Source organism: Shinella pollutisoli (genome assembly GCF_024609765.1).
Lineage (GTDB): Bacteria > Pseudomonadota > Alphaproteobacteria > Rhizobiales > Rhizobiaceae > Shinella > Shinella pollutisoli.
Genome location: NZ_JANFDG010000003.1, coordinates 47,133 through 72,855, shown reverse-complemented (window position 1 = coordinate 72,855; position 25,723 = coordinate 47,133). Strand labels below are relative to the sequence as shown.

Genomic DNA, 25,723 nt, shown 5'->3' with positions numbered 1-25,723 from the left:
ACCGGCCATGGCCGAGATCAAGTCGCACGAATTCGACGCTTTCGTGAAGCGGCGGCCGATGCCCGTGCGCCTCCTCCTTGTCTACGGCCCCGACCGCGGCCTCGTCTCCGAGCGCGCCGTAGCACTCGCGGCCGCAAGCGGCGTCGCCCTCGACGACCCCTTCTCCGTGATCAAGCTCGACGCCGGCGACGTCGCGCAGGATGCCGGCCGGCTGATCGACGAGATGAACGCCATCGGCCTCTTCGGCGGCGACCGGCTCGTCTGGGTGCGCGGCGCGGCCAACGAGAAGGGCCTCTGCGACGCGTTCCAGCATCTCGCCGGGATGCCGCCCGGCCCGTCCACGCTGATCGTCGAGGCCGGAGACCTGAAGAAGGGCGCGGCCCTGCGCAAGCTCGCCGAATCCACGCCGCAGGCCGTGGCCATCCCCTGCTATGCCGACGACAGCCGCGCGCTCCAGAGCCTCATCGACCAGGAGCTCGCCGCCGCCGGCCTGCGCATCTCGCCGGCCGCGCGCGAGCGGCTGACGGAGACGATCGGCGGCGACCGGCTCGCCTCGCGCAACGAGCTGCAGAAGCTCGCGCTCTACTGCCGCGGCAGGGAGGTCGTCGAGGAGGCGGACGTGGAGGAGATCGTCGGCGACGCCAGCGCCATTTCCACCGACGACGCGGTGGATGCGGTCCTCCGGGGCGATCGCGAGGGCTTCCTTCATGCCATCCAGAAGATCGTCTCGTCCAGGACGCCGGTCTTCCTGGTGCTCCAGGGCTGCCTGCGCCAGTTCCAGCTCCTGGAGCTGATGCGCGCCGAGATGGACGAGAAGCGCATGCCTGCCGCACAGGCCCTGGCGACGCTCGGCCGGCACCTGCATTTCCGCCGCAAGCCCGTCGTGGAAAATGCGCTGAGAACCTGGACCGGCCCAGCCATCCGCCGCGAGACGCAGCGGCTTCAGGCGGCCATATTGCAAAGCCGCCAGCGTCCCGCGCTGGAGGACACGATCGCCATGCAGACCCTGCTGGCGACCGTCCTGCAATCCGGGCGAAAGAGCTCCTGAATCCGGCTAAGGAAACTCAGCGCCGCTCCAGCAGGCGGCAGATCTCTTCCAGCTGCTCCAGGGTCTTGTAGGCGATGCGCAGGTGGCCGCCATTGCCCTTGTGGTTGACGGTCACGTCGAGCCCGAGCACGTCGGAGAGCGTGCGCTCCAGCGCCAGCGTATCCGCATCCTTCTCCTGCGGCCGCGCCGCGCCGGCCGCATGGTCCGGATTGCCCTGCGCGCGGATGTCGTTCTGCGCCAGCCGCTCGGCATCGCGCACGGACATGCCCTTGGCGACGATGGCCCGCGCCAGCGCCACCGGATCGGAGGTCGGGATCAGCGCGCGGGCATGACCGGCCGACAGCGTGCCCGAGGCGAGCATCTCCCGGACCGGCTCGGGCAGTTTCAGGAGCCGCAGGCTGTTTGCCACGTGGCTGCGGCTCTTGCCGATGATTTCGCCGAGGTCGTTCTGCGTATAACCGTGGTCGGCGATCAGCAGCTCGTAGCCCATCGCCTCTTCCAGCGGATTGAGATCCGAGCGCTGCACGTTCTCGACGATGGCGATTTCCAGCGCCGTCCGGTCGTCCACGTCGCGGATGATCACCGGGATCTCCACCAGGCCGGCAAGCTGCGCCGCCCGCCAGCGCCGCTCGCCGGCGATGATCTCGTAGCGGTTGTCGGCGGTGGTGCGCACGACGACCGGCTGGACGATGCCGTGCTGGCGGATCGAGGACGCGAGGTCCTGGAGCTCGGACTCGTCGAAATGGCGGCGCGGGTTGCGCGGGTTGCGGCCGACGAACTCGATCGGCACCATCCGGTCCGGATTGACGGACGGCCGGCTGGAGAGATCCGCCGCCGGCAGCTGGTCCATTTCGCCGATCAGGGCGGCAAGGCCGCGGCCGAGGCGCCGCTTTGAGTTGTCTTCATTCATGACTTCTACTCACGGTACAGGGTCATGCGGCCTTGCGTTGCCGCTCGCGCTGGATCACTTCCGACGCCAGCTGAAGATAGGCCTGGCTTCCGGCGCATTTAAGGTCGTAGAGGATCGCCGGCTTCCCGTAGGACGGAGCCTCCGAGACCCGCACGTTGCGGGGGATCAGCGTGTGATAGACCTTCTCGCCGAGATGGGTTCGCACGTCGTTGACCACCTGCTGCGCCAGGTTGTTGCGCGAATCGAACATGGTCAGCACGATACCCTGGATGTCGAGATAGGGATTGACCGTGCGGCGCACCTGGTCGACCGTCTCCAGAAGCTGGCTCAGGCCCTCGAGCGCGAAGAACTCGCATTGCAGCGGCACCAGGACCGAGTGGGCGGCGGCCATCGCATTCATCGTCAGCAGGTTGAAGGACGGCGGGCAGTCCACCAGCACATAGGAATAGGCAAGCGCCTCTGCGGAGGCCAACGCACGCCGCAGCCGGAAGACGCGGTCGCTCTGCTGGGCGATCTCCATCTCGATGCCGAGCAGGTCCATCGTCGAGGGAATGATCGACAGGTTCGGCACGGCCGTTTCCAGCGCGGTTTCCGCGACCCCGTGGCTGCCGATCAGCAGGTCGTAGGAGGAAAATTCGCGGTTGCGGCGGTCGATGCCGAGGCCGGTGCTGGCATTGCCCTGCGGGTCGAGATCGACGATGAGCACGCGCTCGCCGATCGCCGCCAGCGCCGTCGCGAGGTTGATGGCCGTCGTCGTCTTGCCGACGCCACCCTTCTGGTTCGCAATGGTGATGATCCTGTTCTTCTCGCCTGCCATGGACGTCCGCCAATATCACGAGGGTCTTTGCGAAAGATTCGCAATCTCGAGCACGAACGAATCCGGCTCGACGATGCTTCGATGTTTTACCAGATCGAAACTCCAGCGACCAACCGCTTTATCGACCTCCCGCTGATAATCCCGGCCTTTGTGCAGGAAAAAGCGCAGATCGGCGTTCCGCTCGGCCCAGGGAAAGCCGAATTCGAGCAGGAGATCGAGATCGGCGAGGGCGCGCGCGGATATGGCGTCGCAATGTTCGATTACCCTGGGCGCCTCCTCGATGCGGATCGGATGGACCGAGGCGCGCGCACCGGTTTCGAGAATAGCGGTGCGCAGGAAGGCCGCCTTCTTGTTGTTGCTTTCGACCAGATGCACCCAGCCGTCGCCGGCTTCCGCCAGCAGGATGCCGGTGACGATCCCCGGAAAGCCGCCGCCGCTTCCGAGATCTACCCAGTGCCGCGGCCCCGGATGGAGGGCGTAGATCTGCGCGCTGTCGACGACGTGGCGGCGCCACAGCTCCGCAAGCGTCGACGGCGCCACCAGGTTGATCGCCCTAGCCCATTTGCGGAACAGGGCGACGAAGCCGTGCAGGCGGTCCATGGTTTCACGTGAAACACGCAGGCCGTTCAGGTCGCGGGGCAGACTCTCCATCAGTGTGCCGCCCGCACGGCATCGTCATTCTGCCCGCGCCGCAGGTGGGCGAGAAGCAGCGTCAAAGCAGCCGGCGTCATTCCGTCCACCTTGGCGGCCTGCGCCAGATTGGCTGGGCGTGCAGCCGTCAGCTTCTGGCGCAATTCGATCGAGAGCCCCGGCAAGGTGAGGAAGTCGAAAGCGTCGGGAATGCGCCGCTCCTCCTCCTTCTTCGTCTCGGCGATGTCCGCCTGCTGGCGCTCCATGTAGACCGCATAGCTCGCCTCGATCTCGATCGCTTCCCGCATGCGTAGCGCGACCGCGGCCAGGGCCTCCGGCCAGATGCCGGCAAGGCGTGCATAGTCGATGTCCGGATAGGCGAGCAGATCATAGGCGCTCCGGCGGGTCCCGTCCTGATTCACCTTGATCCCGGCATGGGCGGCCTCGTTCGGCGACAGCGTCAGGGCCTTGAGCCGGCCGCGAAGCCGATCCATGTCCGCCGACCAGCGCCCGAAGCGCTCGGCGCGCGCTTCGCCGAGCAGGCCGAGCTGGAGGCCGAGCGGCGACAGGCGCATGTCGGCATTGTCGGCGCGCAGCGACAGCCGATACTCCGCGCGGGACGTGAACATCCGATAGGGCTCCGTCACGCCGCGTGACGTGAGGTCGTCGATCATCACGCCGATATAGCTCTCCGTCCGGCTGAATACATGACCGTCCCCACCGCCGGCGCGGCGCGCCGCGTTCAGGCCGGCGACGAGACCCTGCGCCGCCGCTTCCTCGTATCCCGTCGTCCCGTTGATCTGCCCGGCAAGGAAGAGACCGGCGACGCGGCGCACCTCCAGCGTGGCCGACAGCTCGCGGGGATCGACGTGATCGTACTCGATCGCATAGCCCGGCTGAAGGATCCGAACCGTCTCCAGGCCCGGAATCGTGCGGATGAACGCCGCCTGCACATCGACCGGCAGGGAGTTGGAAATGCCGTTCGGATAGACCGTGTCGTCGTCCAGACCCTCCGGCTCGAGGAAGATCTGGTGTCCGTCCCGTTCGCCGAAACGGACGATCTTGTCCTCGATCGACGGGCAATAACGCGGCCCGACGCCTTCGATCTGCCCGGAATACATGGCCGAACGGCCGATATTCTCCTCGATGATCCGGTGCGTCTCGGCCGTCGTGCGCGTGACGCCGCACTCGATCTGCGGGGTGGTGATGCGGTCCGTCATGAAGGAGAAGGGCACCGGATCCTCGTCGGCCACCTGCCGGCCGACGGCGCTCCAGTCGATCGTCCGGCCGTCCAGCCGTGCCGGCGTTCCCGTCTTGAGGCGCGCGAGCCCGAGGCCCAGCCGCTCGAACGTCGCCGAAAGACCGATCGACGGCGCTTCGCCGACGCGGCCCGCCGGAATCTTTTCGTTGCCGATATGAATAAGGCCGCGCAGGAAGGTCCCGGTCGTCACCACGACCGACCCGCACGCGATCCGGCGCCCGTCCTGCATGATCACGGCAGACACCCGGCCATCAACGATCTCGACATCGAAGGCGTCGCCCTCGATCACATCGAGATTGTCGATCGCAGCAATCTCCGCCTGCATCGCTTCCCGATAAAGCCTGCGGTCCGCCTGCGTGCGCGGCCCCCGGACGGCGGGCCCCTTGCGGCGATTGAGAAGCCGGAACTGAATCCCCGCCTTGTCGGCGACACGGCCCATGAGCCCGTCGAGGGCATCGACTTCCCGCACGAGATGGCCCTTCCCCAGACCGCCAATCGCCGGATTGCAGGACATCGTGCCGATCGTCGCGGCCTTGTGCGTGACGAGGGCCGTCCGCGCACCGAAGCGCGCCGAGGCCGCGGCCGCCTCCGTACCCGCATGCCCGCCGCCGATCACGACGACATCATAGCCAAGCCGCTCTGTCATGTCTCAGTCCACCTGTTTCACGTGAAACGCGTCATGCGACTCGCTCACGTTGCACTGTTTCACGTGAATCATTTTCCGATGCAGAATTCGGAGAAGATCACATCGAGAAGATTCTCCACGTCGACGCGCCCCGCGATACGCCCGAGGGCGTGTGCGGCGCGGCGCAGGAACTCCGCCCGGATATCCAGCCCGACATGCGCCGCATCGATCGCCTGCCCCAGATTGTCTTCCACGACGCGGAGATTGTCGAAATGCCGCTTGCGGGTCGGGAGGGCCTGGGCATTGGCCGCCGAAATGTCCGGCAGGTACGCACCGATCCTTGCAAGCAGCTCCGGAATGCCGGCACCTGTCTCGACGGAAATCATAACATCCGCCGTGCCGGCCGGCCAAGCCGATTCCTGCCGGTCTACCTTCGTGCCGACGCGGATGACCGGCCCGGTATAGACGCTTTTCACGCTATCGATCTCCGCATCCGGCCGATCGCGGAGCAAAAGCACCAGATGGGCCTCGGCGAGCGACAGATGCGTCCTGCGAATGCCCTCCCGCTCGACGAGATCCTCGGTATCCCGCAACCCGGCCGTATCGTAAAGCCGCACGGCGAAGCCATAGAGATCGAGGTCGACATGCAGCACATCGCGCGTCGTGCCCGGAACATCGGTGACGATCGCCACATCCCTCTTGGCCAAATAGTTGATAAGGCTGGATTTTCCGGCGTTCGGCGGGCCGGCGATGACGACCCGCAGCCCGTCCCGGACGATCTCGCCCGCCTGCGCGGACGAAATATGGTTAACGACGTCCTGATGCAAGAGGCGCATGTCGTCCCATATGGTTTCGGCAACGGAGCCCGGGACATCCTCCTCGTCGGCGAAATCCAGCTCGGCCTCGATCATCGCCCGCGCATGGGTCAGGCGCTTCGCCCAGGATTCGTAGAGCCTGGACAGGCCGCCGGAGGCCTGCTCCGCCGCCAGCCGGCGCTGCATCTCCGTGTCCGCGGCGACGAGATCGGCAAGCCCCTCGACGGCGACCAGATCCATCTTGCCGTTCAGGAAGGCACGGCGCGAGAACTCGCCGGCTTCGGCCGCCCGCAGGCCCGGGATCGCGTCCAGCGCCGAGAACGCCGCCCTGACCGTCGCCCGGCCCCCGTGGATCTGCAATTCGGCGGTATCCTCACCCGTGAAGGAGGCTGGCCCGGGGAAATAGAGCACCAGTCCGCGGTCTAAAGCCTCACCGTTCCGGTTGCGAATCGGAAGGAGCGTCGCGAACCGAGGCTCCGGCATGCGCCCGCACAAGGCATCGAGAACATGCTGCGTCTGCGGCCCGCTGATGCGGATGACGGCGACGCCGGAAGGCAATCCGCCGCTCGAAAGGGCATAGATCGTTTCGTCGTTCATCGTTCAACGCCACAGGTTACGGAAGCGAATCGAAAGTTCGTTTCGGAGAAGAATCGATTCGCATCAACGAAAAATGGCCCCGCCTTGCGGGCGGGACCATCGCACACCGACCTGAATGGAAACCTCAGGTGTTCATCGAATCGAAGAAGTCGCCGTTGTTCTTCGTCTGCTTGAGCTTGTCGATGAGGAATTCGATCGCGTCCGTCGTGCCCATCGGTGCAAGAATGCGGCGCAGCACGAAGATCTTCTGCAGGTCCTGGCGCGGAACGAGCAGGTCCTCCTTGCGGGTCCCCGACTTGAGGATGTCCATCGCCGGAAAGATGCGCTTGTCGGCGACCTTGCGGTCGAGGACGATCTCCGAGTTGCCGGTGCCCTTGAACTCCTCGAAGATGACCTCGTCCATGCGGCTGCCGGTGTCGATCAGCGCCGTGGCGATGATCGTCAGGGAGCCGCCTTCCTCGATGTTGCGGGCCGCACCGAAGAAGCGCTTCGGCCGCTGCAGGGCGTTGGCGTCGACGCCGCCGGTCAGCACCTTGCCGGAGGACGGCACGACCGTGTTGTAGGCGCGGCCGAGGCGGGTGATCGAATCGAGCAGGATGACGACGTCGCGGCCGTGCTCGACCAGGCGCTTCGCCTTCTCGATCACCATCTCCGCGACCTGGACGTGACGGGCGGCCGGCTCGTCGAAGGTCGAGGAGACGACCTCGCCCTTCACCGAGCGCTGCATGTCGGTCACCTCCTCGGGCCGCTCGTCGATGAGCAGCACGATCAGGTAGCATTCCGGATGGTTCGCGGTGATCGAATGGGCGATGTTCTGCAGGAGCACCGTCTTGCCGGTGCGCGGCGGCGCGACGATCAGCGCGCGCTGGCCCTTGCCGAGCGGCGCCACGAGGTCGATCACGCGCGGCGACAAGTCCTTCGAGGTCGGAACGTCGAGTTCCATCTTGAAGCGCTCGTTCGGATAGAGCGGCGTCAGGTTGTCGAAATGGACCTTGTGGCGGATCTTCTCCGGGTCGTCGAAATTGATCGTGTTGACCTTGAGCAGCGCGAAATAGCGCTCGCCCTCCTTGGGTCCCCGGATCGGCCCCTCGACCGTGTCGCCGGTCTTCAGCGAGAAGCGGCGGATCTGCGAGGGCGAGATGTAGATGTCGTCCGGGCCGGGCAGGTAATTCGCATTGGCCGAGCGCAGGAAGCCGAATCCGTCCTGCAGCACTTCCACAACACCCTCGCCGATGATCTCCACGTCCTGCGCGGCCAGCATCTTGAGGATGGCAAACATCAGTTCCTGCTTGCGCATCGTGCTCGCGTTCTCGACCTCGAGCGATTCGGCGAAAGCGAGGAGGTCGGTCGGAGTCTTGTTCTTGAGGTCTTGTAGCTTCATTTCGGCCATGAATGGTCCATGCTGGAGGTCTTCGGGATGGGAGAAGGCGTGCGGGTCAAGGACGAACTGCGCGAGGTCCGGAGCAGTCCACTGAACGAATACACATGCCACGAAAGATGAGATGCGCGGAAAATAGCGGTTCCGGCCCTGGGCCGCAAGGGGGCGTCGGAATTTCTCCTTCCTGTCGCAACGGACGGCTCAGAACGGCTTCACGACGACGATCACGACGACGAGGATCATCAGGGCCGCCGGCGCCTCGTTCCAGACGCGCCAGGCGCGGCCGCTGCGGCGGTTCTCGTCGCGGGCGAAGGCTTCGACGGCGCGGCCGTAGAACTGGTGCACGCCGGTGAGAAGCACGACGAGAAGCAGCTTCGCATGCAGCCAGCCGCCCTGGAAGCCGTAGACCGACCAGGCGAGATAGAGGCCGAGCAGCCAGGCAAGGCCCATCGCCGGCTGCATGATGACGCGGTAGAGCCGCCGCTCCATCACCTTCAGCGTTTCCGAAAGCGGCGAACCCTTCGGCGCGTCGGTGTGATAGACGAAGAGCCGCGGCAGGTAGAGCAGGCCCGCCATCCAGGAGATGACGGCGATGATGTGCAGCGCCTTCAGCCACAGATAGGGATTTTCCGGCGGAAACAGCACGACGAGGCCGGCGACGAGGGCGAAGACGGCAAGGGCGATCGCCGCGCGGATGCGCGCGCGCCGGCCCGGCGCCTCGCCCGTCTGCCGCTCGGTCATGGCCGGCCCCCGCGCACCCGGTCCACGAGCCGCGCCACGTTCTCCGGATCGGCCTGCGGCGTGATGCCGTGGCCGAGATTGAAGATCAGCGGGCCGTTGCCGAGCGCCGTGAGGATCGCGTCGACGCCCTCGTCGAGCGCCGCACCGCCGGCGACGACGCGCATCGGGTCGAGATTGCCCTGCACCGGACCGTCCTTCTGCAGCTCGGCGGCGAAGGAGAGGGGCACGGACCAGTCGAGGCCGATCGCGTCGGCCCGCGTCTCCTGGCGGTAGGTCTTCAGGAGCAGGCCGGCCCCCTTGGCGAAGGCGATGACCTTCGCGGCCGGGCGGCGCGCGCGCACCGAATCGATCATGCGCCGGACGGGACGCGCCGCGAAATCGGCAAATTCCCGCTCGCCGAGAACCCCCGCCCACGAATCGAAGATCTGCACGGCATCGGCGCCGGCATCGATCTGCGCGACGAGATAATCGGCCGAGACGTCGGCGAGGAAATCGAGGAGATAGGAGAACGTCGCCCGGTCGCGATAGGCGAAGAGCCGGGCCGGCGCCTGGTCCGGCGTGCCGTGGCCGGCGATCATGTAGGTGGCGACCGTCCAGGGCGCGCCGCAGAAGCCGAGAAGGGCGGTCTCTTCCGGAAGGGCCGCGCGGATGCGGCCGACCGTCTCGATCACCGGCCGCAGGTGGTCGGCGACCGCATCGGGCTTCAGCGCGCGAATGCCGTCGGCGTCGATCGGGTCGAGCCTCGGTCCATGGCCCTCCTCGAAGCGGACATTGCGCCTCAGCGCATCGGGGATGACGAGGATGTCGGAGAACAGGATCGCCGCGTCGAAGCCGTAGCGCCGGATCGGCTGCAGCGTCACCTCCGTCGCGAGCTCCGGCGAATAACAGAGATCGAGGAAGCCGCCCGCCTGCTCCCGCGTCCGGCGGTATTCCGGCAGGTAGCGTCCCGCCTGCCGCATCAGCCACAGGGGAGGGGGAGAAACCGTCTTGCCATTCAAAACATCGACGATCTTCCGGCTTTTCCGAGACACCGCGGAACTCTCCCAAACAATGAAAAAATCTCTTTGAAGAGGTTTCTATTTCTTAGAGTCGGTGACTATCAAGGATTAAATCCGCTCCACAGGGAACCCTTGATGCGCCGCGGCGCCCGAATCCGGAGGATGGATTCGGATGCTTTTCCAGAAGATCGGGGATCATTCGGATTCCGGCTTTCGAATCAGGAGATTACGCCGGTCTTGGAAAATGCCGTTCCTGTGGGCCGGCTGTGGATGGACGCGACACTTTGCCGTTCCGCGAGTCTTGTCCACAGCCGCGGGACAAGCGGCCGGGCGTCACCCGCCTTTGTGGATAAATCGGACGTTGTCCCCTTGCCTCGGGGCCGCCGCCGTCATTAGCTCTTGGCCGTCCCGGCCTATCAACAGGCAGCGGAGGATATTGTGGAGAGCATGAAAAACTACTTCCATCTCCATCTGATTTCGGACTCGACGGGCGAGACGCTGATCGCCGCCGGCCGGGCCGCCGCCGCCCAGTTCCAGTCCTCGCAGGCGCTGGAGCACGTCTATCCGCTGGTGCGAAACCGCAAGCAGCTGATGGCGGTGCTCGACGCCATCGACGGCGCGCCCGGCATCGTCCTCTACACGATCGTCGACCGCGAGCTCTCCGAGATCATCGACCAGCGCTGCCGGGAGATGGGGCTTCCCTGCGTCTCCGTGCTCGAGCCGATCATCGACCTCTTCCAGTCCTATCTCGGCGCGCCGTCGCGCCGCCGCGTCGGCGCGCAGCACGTGATGGACGCCGACTATTTCGCCCGCATCGACGCGCTGAATTTCACGATGGACCATGACGACGGGCAGCTGCCCGCCGATATCGACGAGGCGGACGTGATCCTCGTCGGCATCAGCCGCACCTCGAAGACGCCGACGAGCATCTATCTCGCCAATCGCGGCATCAAGACGGCCAATGTGCCCATCGTGCTCGGCGTGCCGCTGCCCGAGCGGCTGGCGCAGGCCACCCGGCCGCTGATCGTCGGGTTGATCGCCACCACCGACCGGATCTCCCAGGTGCGGGAGAACCGCATTCTCGGCCAGACCCAGGATTTCCGCGGCGACGACTACACGGACCGCGCGCAGATCGCCGAGGAGCTGAAATATGCGCGCGCGATCTGCGCGCGCAACAACTGGCCGATGATCGACGTCACCCGCCGCTCGATCGAGGAAACCGCCGCGGCAATCGTTGCCCTTCGCCCGAGGCTCCGCTAACGCGGAGGGGCACCACCGGAGATATGCATGACGACCCCCCTGATCCTCGCCTCGCAAAGCCCGTTCCGGCGCATGCTGATGGAAAATGCCGGCCTCTCCTTCGAGGCCCGACCGGCGTCGATCGACGAGCGGGCGGTGGAGGCTAGGCTCGCCACGCGCGACCCGAGCCCGCCGGAGCTTGCCGGCGAACTGGCGGCCGCCAAGGCGCTCGACGTGTCGCGGGCGGTGCCGGGCGCGCTCGTCATCGGCTCGGACCAGACGCTGTCGCTCGACGGACGCGTCTTCCACAAGCCCGGCGATATGGCGGAGGCGAAGTCGCACCTGACGGCGATGTCCGGCCGCACCCATGCGCTCAACTGCGGCATCGCGCTTGCGCGCGACGGCACCGTCCTCTGGCGCCACGTCTCCATTGCCCGGCTCACCATGCGGCCGCTGTCGGAGGCCTTCATCGATCGGCATCTGGCGCGGGTGGGCAGCAAGGTGCTGGCGAGCGTCGGCGCCTACCAGCTCGAAGGGGAGGGCGTGCAGCTCTTCGAGGCGATCGACGGCGACTATTTCACCATTCTCGGCCTGCCGCTGCTGCCGCTGCTGGCCAAACTGAGGGAGCTCGGTGCCATCGATGCATGATTCACGTGAAACATCCTTCCGCCGCGCCTTCGTCACCGGCTTTCCGGTCCGGCATTCGCGCTCGCCGCTGATCCACGGCCACTGGCTGGAAACGCTCGGAATTCCGGGCAGCTACACCCGTGAGGAAGTGGCGCCGGAAAACTTCGCCGGCTTCATCGCCGCGCTCAAGAGCGGCGAATCCGGCTTCTGCGGCGGCAACGTCACCCTCCCGCACAAGGAGGCGGCCTTCCGCCTCGCCGACAGGCCCGACGCGCTGAGCGAGGAGCTGGGCGCGGCCAACACGCTCTGGCTGGAGGACGGGCTCATCCACGCCACCAACACCGACGGCCGCGGCTTCCTCGCCAATCTCGATGCAGCCGTCCCCGGCTGGAACGGCATCGGCAGCGCCGTCATCCTCGGCGCCGGCGGGGCGAGCCGCGCCGTCATCCAGGCCGTGCGCGATCGCGGCGTCGGCGAAATCCACGTCGTCAACCGCACCGTGGCGCGGGCGCGGGAGCTCGCCGACCGGTTCGGCGCGCGGGTGCACGCCCATCCGATGGAAGCGCTCGCCGAGGTCTCGAAAGGGGCGGGGCTCTTCGTCAACACGACCTCGCTCGGCATGGACGGCGAGGCGGCGCCCGACTTCGACTTCTTGCCGCTGGCCGAAGATGCCGTCGTGACCGACATCGTCTACGTGCCGCTGGTGACGCCGATCCTGAGACAGGCGGCCAAACAGGGTTTTGCCACCGTCGACGGGCTCGGCATGCTGCTGCACCAGGCGGTGCCGGGCTTCGAGAAATGGTTCGGCGTCCGTCCGGTCGTCGACGAGACGCTGCGCCGCCTGATCCTCGCGGACATGGAGAGGCATTGATGCTGGTCGTCGGCCTCACCGGATCGATCGGCATGGGCAAGTCGACGACGGCCGAGCTGTTCCGCGAATTCGGCGTGCCGGTGCACGACGCCGACGCGACGGTGCACGATCTCTACCGCGCCGAGGCCGTGGCACCGGTGGCCGAACGCTTTCCCGAGGCGCTGCGCGACGGCGTCATCGACCGGGCCGCCCTTTCGGCGACGCTCGCGAAGAGCCCGGAGCGCTTCGCCGAGCTGGAGGCGGTCATCCACCCGCTCGTGCGCCGCCGCGAAGCGGAGTTCGTCGCGGCCGAGCGCGCGAAGGGGACGGACCTCGTCGTGCTCGACATCCCGCTCCTCTTCGAGGTCGGCGGCGAGAGCCGGATGGACAGGATCGTCGTCGTCTCCTGCGCTCCGGAGATCCAGCGCGAGCGCGTGCTGTCGCGCCCGGGCATGACGGAGGAGAAGTTCGCCCTGATCCTGTCGCGCCAGGTGCCGGATGCGGAAAAGCGCCGCCGGGCCGATTTCGTGATCGATACGGGCAGGGGACTTGAAGCGGCGCGCAAACAGGTGGAAGAGGTGATTCGACGATTGAGGGAGCCTGCGGCCGATGCGTGAAATCATCTTCGATACGGAAACGACCGGTCTCGACAACAAGCTCGACCGCGTGATCGAGATCGGCGGCGTGGAGCTGGAGAACCATTTCCCGACCGGCAGGACGCTGCATCTCTTCATCAACCCGGGCGACCGCAAGGTCCATCCGGACGCGCTCGCCGTGCACGGCATCACCGACGAGTTCCTGAAGGACCATCCGCCCTTCGCCGACGTGGTGGAGAGGATCCTCGGATTCTTCGGCGACGCCCGCTGGGTCGCCCACAACGCCACCTTCGACATGGGCTTCATCAATGCTGAGCTCGCCCGGCTCGACCTGCCTCCGGTCGCCGCCGACCGGGTGACGGACACGCTGGCGCTCGCCCGCCGCAAGCATCCGATGGGGCCGAACTCGCTCGACGCGCTCTGCCGGCGCTACGGCATCGACAATTCGCACCGCACCAAGCACGGCGCGCTGCTCGACTCCGAGCTTCTGGCCGAAGTCTATATCGAGATGATCGGCGGCCGGCAGGCGGCCCTCGGCCTCGGCACCGCGGAAGCCGGGCGCCAGACCCTGGTCGAGATGGAGGACGACGTGGTCGTACCCCTCGGCATCCGCCCGCGGCCGCTCGCCCCCCGCCTGACGGCGGAAGAGGAGGCCGCCCACCGGGCGATGGTGGAAAAGATCGGCGCCAAGGCGATCTGGGCGAAATACGGCGCCTGACGCGATCCGGAGACATGCTCGAACAAAAAACGCCCGGTCCTTTCCTTTCCGAACCGGGCGTCTTCGATTTCCAGGAACGAGTCCCTAGTTGGCGGCCGAGTTGACCTTGGCCTTGACCTGCTCCTCGGCCATGCGCTGGGCGAACATCTGCGCGAAGTCGATCGGGTCGATCATCAGCGGCGGGAAGCCGCCGTTGCGGGTGGCGTCGGCGATGATCTGCCGGGCGAAGGGGAAGAGCAGCCGGGGGCACTCGATGAAGAGAAGCGGCAGCATGTGCTCCTGCGGGAAGCCGGAGACGCGGAAGACGCCGCCATAGGCGAGCTCGGCGTTGAAGAGGACCTTGTCGCCGTCCTTGGCTTCGGCGTTCATCGAGAGCACGACGTCGAAATCGTTCTCGGCGAGCGGATTGGCGTTGACGTTGACGCTGATGTTGATCGCCGGCGCCTTGTCGCGGGCCTGGAGCGAGCGCGGCGCACCCGGGTTCTCGAAGGAGAAGTCCTTCACGTACTGCGCCAGGATGTTGAGCGAGGGGCTCGCCGCGGGCTTCTCGGTTGCTGCTGCGTCGGTGGTCATCGATTGGTCCTCGAGGGTTCCGGAAAGTGAGGCCATCTAGCATTTCGGTCCCGGCCTTACAACCCTCGGCCTCCGTCCCGCTCGTCGCGGCGGAACTCGTCCTCGCCAAGCTCGATGGTGCGTTGCGGGCCGTCGTCCGGCGGGCTGCGGCGCGGTCCGGCGGAGATGTCGACCACGACGAAATTGCGCCGGATCCGGTTCCACAGCCAGCGCCGGAACGGCGGCAGGAACAGGAGGAGACCGATGATGTCGGTGAGGAAGCCGGGGATGAGCAGGAGGAAGCCCGCGAGCACGATCATCGCCGTGTCGAGCAGCGCCCGGCCGGGCTCGTCGCCGCCCGCCGCCGCCTGGCGCAGGCGGGCGAGCGCACCGAAGCCCTGGACGCGGATCAGGACGACGCCGGCGACCGCCGAAAGCACGACGAGGCCGAGCGTCGGCCAGACGCCGATGCGCCGCCCGACGAGGATGAAGCCGGCGATTTCCGCAAGCGGCAGCAGGAGGAAGAAGAGCGGCAGAAGAAGTCTCGGCATGGCTTCCCGGGAGCGCAGGGTTTTCGGTTCTTGCGAGGCCGTGTCCGTTCACGCCATCGCCATTTGAATGATGCGCCGTTGCGGACTATATGGGAAGGACACGAAAAATAGGAACATTGGCTGCGCGGATAATGGGCTCATTCGATTTTGTAACGATTTTCTTCCTCGTGGCTGCGGTCGTCATCTTCCTGCAGCTGCGCAACGTGCTCGGACGCCGGACCGGGCATGAACGGCCGCCCTTCGATCCGTACTCGCGGCGGGAGGCTGCCGACCAGGCCGAATCGCCCGACCGCGGCAAGGTGGTGACGCTGCCGCGCCGCGACGGGACGGACGAGGAAGCAAGCCCCTACGCCTCCGTCGACGCCTTCACGCCGCCCGGCTCGCCGCTCAACGAGCAGCTGCGCGCGATCGTGCGCGCCGATCCCTCCTTCGATCCGAAGGAGTTCGTCGCTGGCGCCCGCATGGCCTACGAGATGATCGTCGTCGCCTTTGCCGACGGCGACCGCAAGACGCTGAAGAACCTGCTCTCGCGCGAGGTCTACGAAGGCTTTGACGCGGCGATCTCCGAACGCGAGGCGAAGGGCGAGGTCGTCCGCTCCACCTTCGTCGGCATCGAGAAGGCCGACATCGTCGCCGCCGAGGTCAAGGGCGACGAGGCGAACGTGACGCTGCGCATCGTCAGCCAGCTCATCTCGGCGACTTACGACAAGGCCGGCGCGCTGATCGAGGGCGACGCCGAGAGCGTGGCCGAGGTCAACGATCTGTGGACCTTCGCCCGCGACATCCGTTCCCGCGACCCGAACTGGAAGCTGATCGCCACCGAGTCGGAAGGCTGAGCGGGGCCTGAACGATGGACTACCGTCTCGTCCCGGTCGGCTTCGCGGCGCTTCCCGGCTGGGACGAGGACGATCCCTCGCCGCTGATCGCGGCGATGAAGCGCTGTCGCCGCCATGTCCGCACGGTGAAGCCCTACCGCACCGGCGCGCTCGGCGTGACGGCGCAGGAGCTTCTGGCGCTGCTCGACGCGGCGGCTGAGGCGAGGCCGGAAGGCGCAGCCGCGACCCGAGCCTTCTTCGAGGCCGAATGCGTGCCCTTCCGCATCGAGAAGGCGGACGGCTCGGCCGGCTTCGTCACCGCCTTCTACGAGCCGGAGGTGGCGGTGCGGGCCGAGCCCGACGCGGAATACCGCCATCCCTTCTACCGCCGGCCCGACGACCTGGTCGATCTCGACGACGGCAACCGTCCGGCAGGCCTCGATCCCTCCTTCGCCTTCGCCCGTCGCCTGGAGGACGGCAGCATCGCCGAATATCCGGACCGCGGCGCAATCGAGGACGGCTTCCTCGCGGGGCGCGGATTGGAAATCGCCTGGGCGCGCTCGAAGGTCGACGTCTTCTTCGCCCATGTGCAGGGTGCGGCCCGGCTCGTCCATCCCGACGGGCGCATGCAGCGGATAACCTATGCGGCCAAGTCCGGCCATCCCTTCTCGGCGATCGGCAAGCTCCTGATCGAGCGCGGCGAGATCGACGCGGCGACGGTGTCGATGGCGTCGATCCGCGACTGGCTCGCCCGCCATCCGGACGAGGCGGACGCGGTGCTCCGGCACAACCGCTCCTTCATCTTCTTCCGCGAGGCGGCGGTGGACGATCCGGCACTCGGCCCCGTCGCCGCGGCCAAGGTGCCGCTCGTCGCCGGTCGGTCGCTCGCCGTCGATCGTGCGATCCACACCTTCGGCCTGCCCTTCTTCGTGGCGAGCGACAGCCTCACGCACATGGACGGGGACAAGCCCTTCCGCCGGCTGATGCTGGCGCTCGATACCGGCACGGCGATCGTCGGCCCGGCGCGCGGCGACATCTTCACCGGCTCGGGCGATGCCGCCGGCGCGCTTGCCGGCTCCGTCCGCAACGCGGCGGATTTCTTCCTGCTCATCCCGAAGGCGGCGGCGGCGAGATACCTCCATGCCGAAGGATAAGACGCTGTCGAGCGAGGACCGCATCCTCTGGGGCAAGGTCGCCCGCTCGACGCGGGCGCTGCCGGGCCGGCTCGACGCGCTCACCGAATTCGAGGAGGCCTTCGCCGAAAAGCCGGCGGAGCCGAAGGCCGCGCCCGCCGCGGCGAAGGAGGCCGCCGGCAGGCCGTCCGGCGACATCCCCCTCGTTCTCGGCGGCAGGAAGGAGGCGCGCCACCATCCGCTCGAGCGGCCGGTCAAGCGCAAGATCGCCCGCGGCCGCCTGCCGCTCGAAGCCCGCATCGACCTGCACGGCATGATCCAGAGCGAGGCGCACGGCTTCCTGCTCGGCTTCCTCATCCATGCGCACGAGCGCGGGCTGCGCCACGTCCTCGTCATCACCGGCAAGGGCACCTCGCTCGGCAGCGACGGCGCGCTGAAGCGGGCGGTGCCGCTGTGGTTCTCGCTGCCGGAGTTCCGGCCGTTGATCTCCTCCTGGGAGCCGGCGGCGCGCAATCACGGCGGCGAGGGCGCGCTCTACGTGCGGCTCGCCCGCCAGCCGGGAGAGAAGCGATGACGACGCCCTTCGGCAAGGCCGTGCGGCACCTGCGCGCCCGCAAGGGCGTCTCGCAGAAGGAGATGGCCGCGGCGCTCGGCGTCACGCCCGCCTATCTCTCGGCGCTGGAGCACGGCAGGCGCGGCGTGCCGAGCTTCGACTTCCTGCAGCGCGTGGCGGGCTACTTCAACGTGATCTGGGACGAGGCGGAGGAACTCCTGCGCCTCGCCCGGATCTCCGACCCGCGCGTGGTGGTCGACACGGCCGGCCTGCCGCCCGAATACACCGCTTTCGCCAACCGGCTTTCGGCGGAAATCCGGGGGCTTTCGCCCGAGACCGTGCGCCGCCTCGCCGGCATTCTCGAAAAGGCGTGCAATAGCCGGGAAAAAGCGCGGTGATCCCCTGATTTCTGCCCCGATTCCCTGCCATCGGTTTGGAACTTGCCGGCAAAATCCCTATAGTCCGCCTGCTGGAAAACCGTGATTCGCCCCTTGTTTTCCGCCTTTCGCAAGAACTTTGGAAAGACCCTCTGAATGACCGACACACCCGAGACCGAAAACGGCGGCCCGGCCGAATACGGCGCAGACTCCATCAAGGTCCTGAAGGGCCTCGATGCGGTGCGCAAGCGCCCGGGCATGTACATCGGCGACACCGACGACGGCTCGGGCCTGCATCACATGGTCTACGAGGTGGTGGACAACGCCATCGACGAGGCGCTGGCGGGACATGCCGATATCGTCACCGTGACGCTGAATGCGGACGGGTCCGTCACCGTCACCGACAACGGCCGCGGCATCCCGACCGACATCCATCGCGAAGAGGGCGTCTCGGCGGCGGAGGTCATCATGACCCAGCTCCATGCCGGCGGGAAGTTCGACCAGAATTCCTACAAGGTCTCCGGCGGCCTGCACGGCGTCGGCGTGTCGGTGGTGAACGCGCTCTCCGTCAAGCTGAAGCTGAAGATCCGCCGCGGCGGCCGCATCCACGAGATGAGCTTCACCCACGGCGTCGCCGACGGCCCGCTCGCCGTCACCGGCGATTGCGGCGACGAGACGGGCACCGAGGTCACCTTCCTGCCGTCGCCCGGCACCTTCTCGAACATCGAGTTCGACTATGCGACGCTGGAGCACCGGCTGCGCGAGCTCGCCTTCCTCAATTCCGGCGTGCGCATCCTCTTGACCGACCGGCGCCACTCGGACGTGAAGCAGGACGAGATGATGTATGACGGCGGCCTCGAGGCCTTCGTCGCCTTCCTCGACCGGGCGAAGAAGCCGCTGGTGCAGAAACCCGTCTCGATCCGCGGCGAGCGCGACGGCATCACGGTGGAAGTCGCCATGTGGTGGAACGACAGCTACCACGAGAACGTCCTCTGCTTCACCAACAACATCCCGCAGCGCGACGGCGGCACGCATCTCGCCGGCTTCCGCGGCGCGCTGACCCGCCAGGTCGTCTCCTATGCGGAAAGCTCCGGCATCCTCAAGAAGGAGAAGGTCTCGCTCACCGGCGACGACTGCCGCGAGGGCCTGACGGCGGTGCTCTCGGTCAAGGTGCCGGATCCGAAATTCTCCTCGCAGACCAAGGACAAGCTCGTCTCCTCCGAGGTGCGACCGGTGGTCGAGGGCCTCGTCAACGAGGCGCTGAGCATCTGGCTGGAGGAGCATCCCGCCGAGGCGAAGACGCTGGTCGGCAAGGTCGTGGAGGCCGCCGCCGCCCGCGAGGCCGCCCGCAAGGCGCGCGAGCTGACGCGCCGCAAGGGCGCGCTCGACATCTCGTCGCTGCCCGGCAAGCTCGCCGACTGCTCCGAGCGCGATCCGGCGAAATCCGAGCTCTTCCTGGTGGAGGGCGATTCGGCCGGCGGCTCGGCCAAGCAGGGCCGCTCGCGCGAGAACCAGGCCATTCTTCCCCTGCGCGGGAAAATCCTCAACGTGGAACGCGCCCGCTTCGACAAGATGCTGTCGAGCCAGGAGATCGGCACGCTGATCACCGCGCTCGGCACCTCGATCGGCAAGGACGAGTTCAACCCGGACAAGCTGCGCTACCACAAGATCATCATCATGACGGACGCCGACGTCGACGGCGCCCATATCCGCACGCTGCTTTTGACCTTCTTCTTCCGGCAGATGCCGGAGCTGATCGAGCGCGGCCATCTCTACATCGCCCAGCCGCCGCTCTATAAGGTCTCGCGCGGCAAATCGAGCCAGTACCTCAAGGACGAGAAGGCGCTCGAGGACTACCTCATCGCCGCCGGTCTCGACGACGCGTCGCTGGCGCTCGGTTCGGGCGAGGTGCGCGCCGGCCAGGACATCCGCGAGCTGATCCAGGACGCGCTGCGCCTGCGCGCGCTCGTCGACGGCCTGCATTCGCGTTACTCCCGCTCCATTGTCGAGCAGGCGGCGATCACCGGCGCGCTCAACCTCGAGCTCAGCCACGACCGCGAGGCCTATGCGGCGAAGGCGGAGGAGGTGGCCCGCCGCCTCGACCTCATCGCCGAGGAGACGGAGCGCGGCTGGACCGGATCGGTCGCCGCCGACGGCGGCCTGAAGTTCGAGCGCATGGTGCGCGGCGTCAAGGAATTCGCCCATCTCGACATGGCGCTGATCGGCTCGTCCGATGCCCGCCATATCGACCAGCTCTCCGGCCGCCTCGCCGACATCTACGCGGTGCCGCCGAAGCTGCGCCGCAAGGACGGCGAGGTGGAGATCACCGGCCCGCGGGCGCTGCTCGACGCGGTCTTCGCCGCCGGCCGCAAGGGGCTTTCGATGCAGCGCTACAAGGGGCTGGGCGAGATGAATGCCGAGCAGCTCTGGGAAACGACGCTCGACCCGGACGTCCGCTCGCTCCTGCAGGTGCGCGTCAACGACGCCACCAATGCCGACGGCCTGTTCTCCCGCCTGATGGGCGACGAGGTGGAGCCGCGCCGCGACTTCATCCAGGAAAACGCGCTGAGCGTCGCCAACCTCGATATTTAGCCCGGCCGCCCTCTCTTCCGGATATGGCCCCTCATCCGGCCTGCCGGCCACCTTCTCCCCGCAAGCGGGGAGAAGGAGACGGGACGCACCGTTTTCCCGAACCATCGTCGTCTCGCGCGCTAGGGTGAGGGCGGGCCGAGCGCCCGGCACGATCTTCGCGGGGTCCGTCAGCCGGATCAGGGCGCGAACCGGCCCTCGGAGACGAACTCGGCGACCGGCTTGCGCCCGCTCGGGACCTCGCGCTTCATGAGGTCCTCCGGCAGGGTTTCCTTCGCCGCCAGCTTGCCGATCGCCAGGCCCGCTTCCACCCGGAAACCTTCCGGAATGCCGAGATCGGCCGTCGCCTTCGTGCGGTCGATGCCGCCCATCGCATGGGCATGGTAGCCGCTGAGCCGGGCCTGCAGGGCGAGGTAGCCCCAGGCCGCGCCGGTGTCGAAGGCGTGGGTGTAGGCCGGCCGCAGCTCGCCGCCCGCATTCGTCCGGTGGGTCTGCGAGACGATGACGGCGAGCACCGACGCATTCGGCGCCCAGCGCCGGTTGCCGTCGTCGAGCGTCGCGAGGATGCGTTCGAAGGCCTCGGTGCCGCGGTGGCCGTAGACGAAGCGCCAGGGCTGGCCGTTGGCGGCCGAGGGCGCCCAGCGCGCGGCCTCGAAGAGGGTGAGGAGCGTCTCGTGCGGCATGGCCTCGCCGGTGAAGGCGCGCGGCGACCATCGGTCGAGGAAGAGCCCGTCGACGGGATGGTCTGCGGTGCGTCCGGTATCGTGTGTCATCCTGGGTGTCCTGTTCTGTCGGTTTCCTCCAAGTAGCGATTCCCGCCCTTCGGGAAAAGAGATTCGCTCCGCTTTGTGAAAACGACGGTCTGCCGCATTGCCCGAGCGGCGGGCGAGGCAATATAACGGCACCACGACCGACAGCATCGACAATTGGGAGACCGTCCGATGAGCCTGAAAGACCCGAGCCTGCTGCGCCAGGCAGCCCTTGTGGGCACGCGCTGGATCGAAGCCGACGCTTCGACCGGGATCGCCGTGAAGAACCCGGCGACGGGAGAGCTCATCGGCCACGTGCCGAAGCTCGGCGCAAGCGAGACGAAGGAAGCGATCGACGCGGCCGCCGTCGCCCAGAAGGCCTGGGCCGCCAGGACCGCCAAGGAGCGCTCGGCGGTGCTGCGCAAGTGGTTCGAGCTGATGATCGAGAACAAGGACGATCTCGGCCGCATCCTCACCATGGAGCAGGGCAAGCCGCTGCCGGAGGCGACCGGCGAGATCGTCTACGGCGCGAGCTTCGTCGAGTGGTTCGCCGAGGAAGCCCGCCGCCTCTACGGCGACATCGTTCCCGGCCACCAGAAGGACAAGCGCATCCTGGTGATGAAGCAGCCGATCGGCGTCGTCGCGGCGATCACGCCCTGGAACTTCCCGAACGCCATGATCACCCGCAAGGCCGGCCCGGCCTTCGCCGCCGGCTGCGCAATGGTCTTGAAGCCCGCCTCGCAGACGCCCTTTTCCGCCATCGCCATCGCCGTTCTCGGCGAACGCGCGGGCCTGCCCGCCGGCCTCTTCAGCGTGATCACCGGCTCGGCCCGCGAGATCGGCGCCGAGCTGACGTCGAACCCGATCGTGCGCAAGCTCACCTTCACCGGCTCGACGGAGATCGGCGCCGAGCTCTACAGGCAGTGCGCGCCGACCATCAAGAAGCTCGGCCTCGAGCTCGGCGGCAACGCGCCCTTCATCGTCTTCGACGATGCCGATCTCGACGCCGCCGTCGAGGGCGCGCTGATCGCAAAATTCCGCAACAACGGCCAGACCTGCGTGTGCGCCAACCGCATCTACGTGCAGGACGCCGTCTACGACGCCTTCTCCGAAAAGCTCGCCGCCGCCGTCGGCAAGCTCAGGACCGGCAACGGCTTCGACGAGGGCGTGACGCTCGGCCCGCTGATCGACCAGGCGGCGCTGGAGAAGGTCGAGGAGCATGTCTCCGATGCGTTGAAGAAGGGCGGTCGCGTCGTCTCGGGCGGCAAGCGCCATGCGCTCGGCGGCACCTTCTACGAGCCGACCGTGATCGCCGACGTCACGCCCGAGATGGCCGTGGCGCGGGAAGAAACCTTCGGCCCGGTCGCGCCGCTCTTCCGCTTCACGGACGAGGACGACGTCGTCACCCAGGCCAACGACACGGAATTCGGCCTCGCCTCCTATTTCTACGCCAAGGACCTGTCGCGCGTCTTCCGCGTCGCCGAGGCGCTGGAATACGGCATGGTCGGCGTCAACACCGGCCTGATCTCGACGGCGGAAGCGCCCTTCGGCGGCGTCAAGCTCTCCGGCCTCGGCCGCGAGGGCTCGAAATACGGCATCGAGGAATTCACCGAGATGAAGTACGTCTGCCTCGGCGGCATCGGCTGATCCATGGCGGCTCCGAAGAACCCCTTCAAGGCGGCGCTCGCCGAGCGCCGCTTCCAGCTCGGCCTCTGGGTGGCGCTCGGCAGCCCCTACGTCGCGGAGATCCTGTCGGGAAGCGGCTACGACTGGCTGCTGATCGACGGCGAGCACGGACCGAACGACATGCCGCTGATCGGCGCGCAGCTCGGGGCGCTTCGCCATTCGCAAAGCCACGCCATCGTGCGCCCGCCGATGGGCGAGGCCTGGCTCATGAAGCAGCTCCTCGACCAGGGCGCGCAGACCTTCCTCATCCCCATGGTCGAATCGGCCGAGCAGGCCCGCGCGCTGGTGCGCGCCGTGCGCTATCCGCCGCACGGCATCCGCGGCGTCGGCGCCGGCCTCGGCCGGGCGAGCGATTTCAACCGCACGCCGGATTACCTCGCGACCGCCAACGCCGAGATCTGCCTGCTGGTGCAGATCGAAAGCCGGGCGGGCCTCGCCGCGCTCGACGACATCGCCGCGGTGGAGGGGGTCGACGGCCTCTTCATCGGCCCGTCCGATCTCGCCGCCGACATGGGCCTCCTCGGCAATCCGGGCGCCCCGGAGGTGCTGGCGATGATCACCGACGCCTTCCGGCGGATCGAGGCGCATGGCAAGGCGCGCGGCATCATGACGGTCTCGCTTGCGCAGGCCGAGCAGTACCGCGCGCTCGGCGCCGATTTCATGGCCATCGGCACGGATGTCGGCTGCCTCGTCGAGGCGGCGGACGGGCTGCGCCGCCGCTTCCTCGGGCTCGACCAGGCGGAACGCGGCGGCGGCTATTGATTCGCTCGCGGCGAATGCCGATAAAGACGCAAAAGCATCGACCGGAGGAGGATCGTCGCCCATGCTGAAAGGTATTCACCCGCTGCTCGGACCGGAGCTCCTGCACGCGATCCGCACCATGGGCCACGGCGACGACATCGTCATCGCCGACGCCAATTTCCCGGCGGGCTTCATGGGGCCGAAGGTGGTCCGCGCCGACGGCGTCGACGCCGTGGCGATGACCGAGGCGATCCTCGCCCACATGCCGCTCGACACCTTCGTGCCCGAAGCCGCCTGGCGCATGGAGGTGGTGGGCGATCCGACGGCGGTGCCGGAGGTCTGCGCCACCTTCCAGGAGGTCGTCCATCGCCTTGCCGGCGATTTCACGGTCCATTCGGTCGAGCGCTTCGCCTTCTACGAGATGGCGAAGAAGGCCGCCTGCATCGTGGCGACGACCGAATTCCGTCTTTACGGAAACATTATCCTGAAGAAGGGCGTTGTGCTTCCGCACGAAGTCTTCCGCGTCTAGCCCCTCCGTTCATCCCCGCGAAAGGTCTTTGCTGCACCATGGCGTCGTGACGACAGCCGTGTTCCACGATCTGTTGCCACGCAGCGAAAACATGCTAGTCTTTTCGCAATTGCGGAAACCAGAAGAAAGCGGCGCGGGCGCAGGACGTTCCCGCGTCCGGAACGGGATAACGCGGCCGATGTACTATCACCTCTATGAAATGAACCATGCGATGATGGCGCCCTGGCGGGCCGCCGCCGACCAGATGCGGCTCGCCTTCCGCAACCCGTTCAATCCGCTGGCGCACACCTATTTCGGCCGCACCGTCGCTGCGAGCATGGAGGTTCTGGAGCGCACGACGCGCCGCTACGGCAAGCCGGCCTTCGGCCTCGGCGAGACGCTGATCGACGGCAAGCCCGTCTCCGTGCACGAGAAGATCGTCTGGCAGGCGCCGTTCTGCAACCTCATCCATTTCGAGCGCTGTCTGCCGGCCGGCCACCGCCGCGATCCCAAGGTGCTGGTCGTGGCGCCGATGTCCGGCCACTACGCGACGCTGCTCCGCGGCACCGTCGAGGCGCTCCTGCCGGCGGCGGAGGTCTACATCACCGACTGGGTGGACGCGCGCATGGTGCCGGCCTCGGACGGCAGCTTCGACCTCGACGACTATATCGACTACGTCATCCAGATGATCCACACGCTCGGGCCGGACACGCATGTGATGGCGGTCTGCCAGCCGGCGGTGCCGGTTCTCGCCGCCGTCGCGCTGATGGAGGCCGACGACGATCCGCTCTCGCCCTCCACCATGACGCTGATGGGCGGACCGATCGACACGCGCATCAACCCCACCGCCGTCAACAAGCTGGCGGAGGAGAAGCCGATCGAGTGGTTCCAGGACAACGTCATCATGCCGGTGCCGTGGCCGCAGCCGGGCGTGATGCGCCTCGTCTATCCGGGATTCCTGCAGCTCTCCGGCTTCATGTCGATGAACCTCGACCGGCACGTCATCGCCCACAAGGAGTTCTTCGCGCATCTGGTGAAGAACGACGGCGACGCGGCCGAGAAGCACCGCGAGTTCTACGACGAATATCTCGCCGTCATGGATCTCACGGCCGAGTTCTACCTCCAGACCGTCGAGACGGTGTTCATGCGCCATGCCCTGCCGAAGGGCGAGATGATGCACCGCACCCGCCCGGTCGACACGACGGCGATCCGCAAGGTGGCGCTCCTGACGGTCGAAGGCGAGAACGACGACATCTCCGGCGTCGGCCAGACCCGCGCGGCGCAGACGATCTGCACCGCCATCCCCGACCAGATGCGCATGCACTATGTCCAGCCGGACGTCGGCCACTACGGCGTCTTCAACGGCTCGCGCTTCCGCAAGGAGATCGCGCCCCGCATCCTCGCCTTCATCGGCGAGCACGGCAAGACGGACAGGGCGAAGCCCCGCCCGCGCGTCATCCGCGGCGGCAAGGCCGGGGACGCGGCCTGAATTACGGACCGATTTTCGGGGTCGCTTTCAGGCACTTGCCCGAATTTGCGGGCGTTCGCCTTGAACGGCGAAACGCCGCTGCCCACATCGGAGACAACGGAGGCCAGGGTGGCCGCCGCCGATCGTGAGG

26 protein-coding genes are annotated in these 25,723 nt (G+C 67.2%); 15 read left to right on the top strand and 11 right to left on the bottom strand.

The features are described from left to right. Positions 1-7 precede the first annotated feature (7 nt). The gene (gene holA / locus NNZ72_RS03210; protein ID WP_257312654.1) at positions 8-1,048 is read left to right on the top strand and encodes a DNA polymerase III subunit delta; all 1,041 of its coding nucleotides are present in this window, start codon (positions 8-10) and stop codon (positions 1,046-1,048) included. Between the two features lie 16 nt (positions 1,049-1,064). On the opposite strand, the gene NNZ72_RS03205 is transcribed toward holA, so the two are convergent. The 8 genes from NNZ72_RS03205 to hemE form a co-directional block, all read right to left on the bottom strand. Continuing rightward, positions 1,065-1,958, bottom strand: coding sequence for a ParB/RepB/Spo0J family partition protein (locus NNZ72_RS03205; protein ID WP_257312652.1), 894 nt, complete (start codon positions 1,956-1,958; stop codon positions 1,065-1,067). Positions 1,959-1,980: 22 nt separating this feature from the next. Next, positions 1,981-2,775: a ParA family protein gene (locus NNZ72_RS03200; RefSeq protein WP_257312649.1), complete on the bottom strand. Its 795-nt coding sequence runs from the start codon at positions 2,773-2,775 to the stop codon at positions 1,981-1,983. A 15-nt stretch (positions 2,776-2,790) separates the two neighbouring features. Next, positions 2,791-3,426 carry a 16S rRNA (guanine(527)-N(7))-methyltransferase RsmG gene (gene rsmG / locus NNZ72_RS03195; RefSeq protein ID WP_257312645.1) on the bottom strand — a complete coding sequence of 212 codons (636 nt, stop codon included), beginning with the start codon at positions 3,424-3,426 and terminating at the stop codon, positions 2,791-2,793. Beyond that, positions 3,426-5,312 (bottom strand): tRNA uridine-5-carboxymethylaminomethyl(34) synthesis enzyme MnmG, encoded by a 1,887-nt coding sequence (gene mnmG / locus NNZ72_RS03190; RefSeq protein WP_257312642.1) that lies wholly within the window; start codon positions 5,310-5,312, stop codon positions 3,426-3,428. The genes rsmG and mnmG overlap by 1 nt, the downstream gene beginning before the upstream one ends. A gap of 68 nt (positions 5,313-5,380) precedes the next feature. After that, entirely contained in the window at positions 5,381-6,703 is a 1,323-nt protein-coding gene (gene mnmE, locus NNZ72_RS03185) for a tRNA uridine-5-carboxymethylaminomethyl(34) synthesis GTPase MnmE (protein ID WP_257312638.1), read from the bottom strand. A 124-nt stretch (positions 6,704-6,827) separates the two neighbouring features. Next, a complete protein-coding gene (rho, locus tag NNZ72_RS03180; RefSeq protein ID WP_257312635.1) occupies positions 6,828-8,093 on the bottom strand; it encodes a transcription termination factor Rho in 1,266 nt (421 codons plus the stop codon). A gap of 189 nt (positions 8,094-8,282) precedes the next feature. Continuing rightward, positions 8,283-8,822 (bottom strand): protoporphyrinogen oxidase HemJ, encoded by a 540-nt coding sequence (gene hemJ, locus NNZ72_RS03175; protein WP_257312633.1) that lies wholly within the window; start codon positions 8,820-8,822, stop codon positions 8,283-8,285. Further along, positions 8,819-9,853, bottom strand: coding sequence for a uroporphyrinogen decarboxylase (hemE, locus tag NNZ72_RS03170; protein WP_257312630.1), 1,035 nt, complete (start codon positions 9,851-9,853; stop codon positions 8,819-8,821). Before hemE ends, hemJ begins: the two co-directional genes overlap by 4 nt. 414 nt (positions 9,854-10,267) lie before the next feature. On the opposite strand from hemE, the gene NNZ72_RS03165 reads away from it, so the two are divergent. The 5 genes from NNZ72_RS03165 to dnaQ are packed head-to-tail and all read left to right on the top strand — an operon-like array spanning position 10,268 to position 13,850. Continuing rightward, complete coding sequence (locus tag NNZ72_RS03165) at positions 10,268-11,080, top strand: pyruvate, water dikinase regulatory protein (RefSeq protein ID WP_306766167.1); 813 nt, start codon at positions 10,268-10,270, stop codon at positions 11,078-11,080. Positions 11,081-11,107: 27 nt separating this feature from the next. Then, positions 11,108-11,707 (top strand): Maf-like protein, encoded by a 600-nt coding sequence (locus NNZ72_RS03160; RefSeq protein WP_257312625.1) that lies wholly within the window; start codon positions 11,108-11,110, stop codon positions 11,705-11,707. Next, on the top strand, positions 11,700-12,557 hold the full coding sequence (locus NNZ72_RS03155; protein WP_257312622.1) for a shikimate dehydrogenase: 858 nt from the start codon (positions 11,700-11,702) through the stop codon (positions 12,555-12,557). The genes NNZ72_RS03160 and NNZ72_RS03155 overlap by 8 nt, the downstream gene beginning before the upstream one ends. Then, on the top strand, positions 12,557-13,153 hold the full coding sequence (coaE, locus tag NNZ72_RS03150; RefSeq protein ID WP_257312619.1) for a dephospho-CoA kinase: 597 nt from the start codon (positions 12,557-12,559) through the stop codon (positions 13,151-13,153). Before NNZ72_RS03155 ends, coaE begins: the two co-directional genes overlap by 1 nt. After that, positions 13,146-13,850: a DNA polymerase III subunit epsilon gene (dnaQ, locus tag NNZ72_RS03145; RefSeq protein WP_257312617.1), complete on the top strand. Its 705-nt coding sequence runs from the start codon at positions 13,146-13,148 to the stop codon at positions 13,848-13,850. The genes coaE and dnaQ overlap by 8 nt, the downstream gene beginning before the upstream one ends. A gap of 84 nt (positions 13,851-13,934) precedes the next feature. Here dnaQ and secB read toward each other — a convergent pair whose 3' ends face one another. Next, positions 13,935-14,423 carry a protein-export chaperone SecB gene (gene secB, locus NNZ72_RS03140; RefSeq protein ID WP_257312615.1) on the bottom strand — a complete coding sequence of 163 codons (489 nt, stop codon included), beginning with the start codon at positions 14,421-14,423 and terminating at the stop codon, positions 13,935-13,937. 56 nt (positions 14,424-14,479) lie between these two features. Next, on the bottom strand, positions 14,480-14,953 hold the full coding sequence (locus NNZ72_RS03135) for an FxsA family protein (RefSeq protein ID WP_257312612.1): 474 nt from the start codon (positions 14,951-14,953) through the stop codon (positions 14,480-14,482). Positions 14,954-15,084: 131 nt separating this feature from the next. Between NNZ72_RS03135 and NNZ72_RS03130 the strand changes: the two genes are divergently transcribed. The 5 genes from NNZ72_RS03130 (at position 15,085) to gyrB (ending at position 20,423) form a co-directional block, all read left to right on the top strand. After that, complete coding sequence (locus tag NNZ72_RS03130; RefSeq protein ID WP_257312608.1) at positions 15,085-15,789, top strand: Tim44/TimA family putative adaptor protein; 705 nt, start codon at positions 15,085-15,087, stop codon at positions 15,787-15,789. Between the two features lie 14 nt (positions 15,790-15,803). Then, positions 15,804-16,922 carry a murein transglycosylase A gene (mltA, locus tag NNZ72_RS03125; RefSeq protein ID WP_257312606.1) on the top strand — a complete coding sequence of 373 codons (1,119 nt, stop codon included), beginning with the start codon at positions 15,804-15,806 and terminating at the stop codon, positions 16,920-16,922. Continuing rightward, on the top strand, positions 16,909-17,475 hold the full coding sequence (locus tag NNZ72_RS03120) for a Smr/MutS family protein (RefSeq protein WP_257312603.1): 567 nt from the start codon (positions 16,909-16,911) through the stop codon (positions 17,473-17,475). The genes mltA and NNZ72_RS03120 overlap by 14 nt, the downstream gene beginning before the upstream one ends. After that, positions 17,472-17,852 carry a helix-turn-helix domain-containing protein gene (locus NNZ72_RS03115; RefSeq protein WP_257312600.1) on the top strand — a complete coding sequence of 127 codons (381 nt, stop codon included), beginning with the start codon at positions 17,472-17,474 and terminating at the stop codon, positions 17,850-17,852. The genes NNZ72_RS03120 and NNZ72_RS03115 overlap by 4 nt, the downstream gene beginning before the upstream one ends. A gap of 135 nt (positions 17,853-17,987) precedes the next feature. Beyond that, positions 17,988-20,423, top strand: coding sequence for a DNA topoisomerase (ATP-hydrolyzing) subunit B (gyrB, locus tag NNZ72_RS03110; RefSeq protein WP_257312597.1), 2,436 nt, complete (start codon positions 17,988-17,990; stop codon positions 20,421-20,423). Between the two features lie 176 nt (positions 20,424-20,599). Here the strand turns inward: gyrB and NNZ72_RS03105 are convergent, their stop codons facing one another. Further along, on the bottom strand, positions 20,600-21,193 hold the full coding sequence (locus NNZ72_RS03105) for a nitroreductase family protein (protein WP_257312595.1): 594 nt from the start codon (positions 21,191-21,193) through the stop codon (positions 20,600-20,602). A 168-nt stretch (positions 21,194-21,361) separates the two neighbouring features. On the opposite strand from NNZ72_RS03105, the gene gabD reads away from it, so the two are divergent. From gabD to phaZ, 4 genes are all read left to right on the top strand, one after another. After that, positions 21,362-22,816, top strand: coding sequence for an NADP-dependent succinate-semialdehyde dehydrogenase (gene gabD / locus NNZ72_RS03100; RefSeq protein WP_257312592.1), 1,455 nt, complete (start codon positions 21,362-21,364; stop codon positions 22,814-22,816). A gap of 3 nt (positions 22,817-22,819) precedes the next feature. Continuing rightward, a complete protein-coding gene (locus NNZ72_RS03095; protein ID WP_257312590.1) occupies positions 22,820-23,617 on the top strand; it encodes an aldolase/citrate lyase family protein in 798 nt (265 codons plus the stop codon). A 61-nt stretch (positions 23,618-23,678) separates the two neighbouring features. Next, positions 23,679-24,125, top strand: a complete 447-nt coding sequence (locus NNZ72_RS03090; RefSeq protein ID WP_257312588.1) for an RbsD/FucU family protein — start codon at positions 23,679-23,681, stop codon at positions 24,123-24,125. 178 nt (positions 24,126-24,303) lie between these two features. After that, positions 24,304-25,593: a polyhydroxyalkanoate depolymerase gene (gene phaZ / locus NNZ72_RS03085; RefSeq protein WP_257312586.1), complete on the top strand. Its 1,290-nt coding sequence runs from the start codon at positions 24,304-24,306 to the stop codon at positions 25,591-25,593. Positions 25,594-25,723 lie beyond the last annotated feature (130 nt).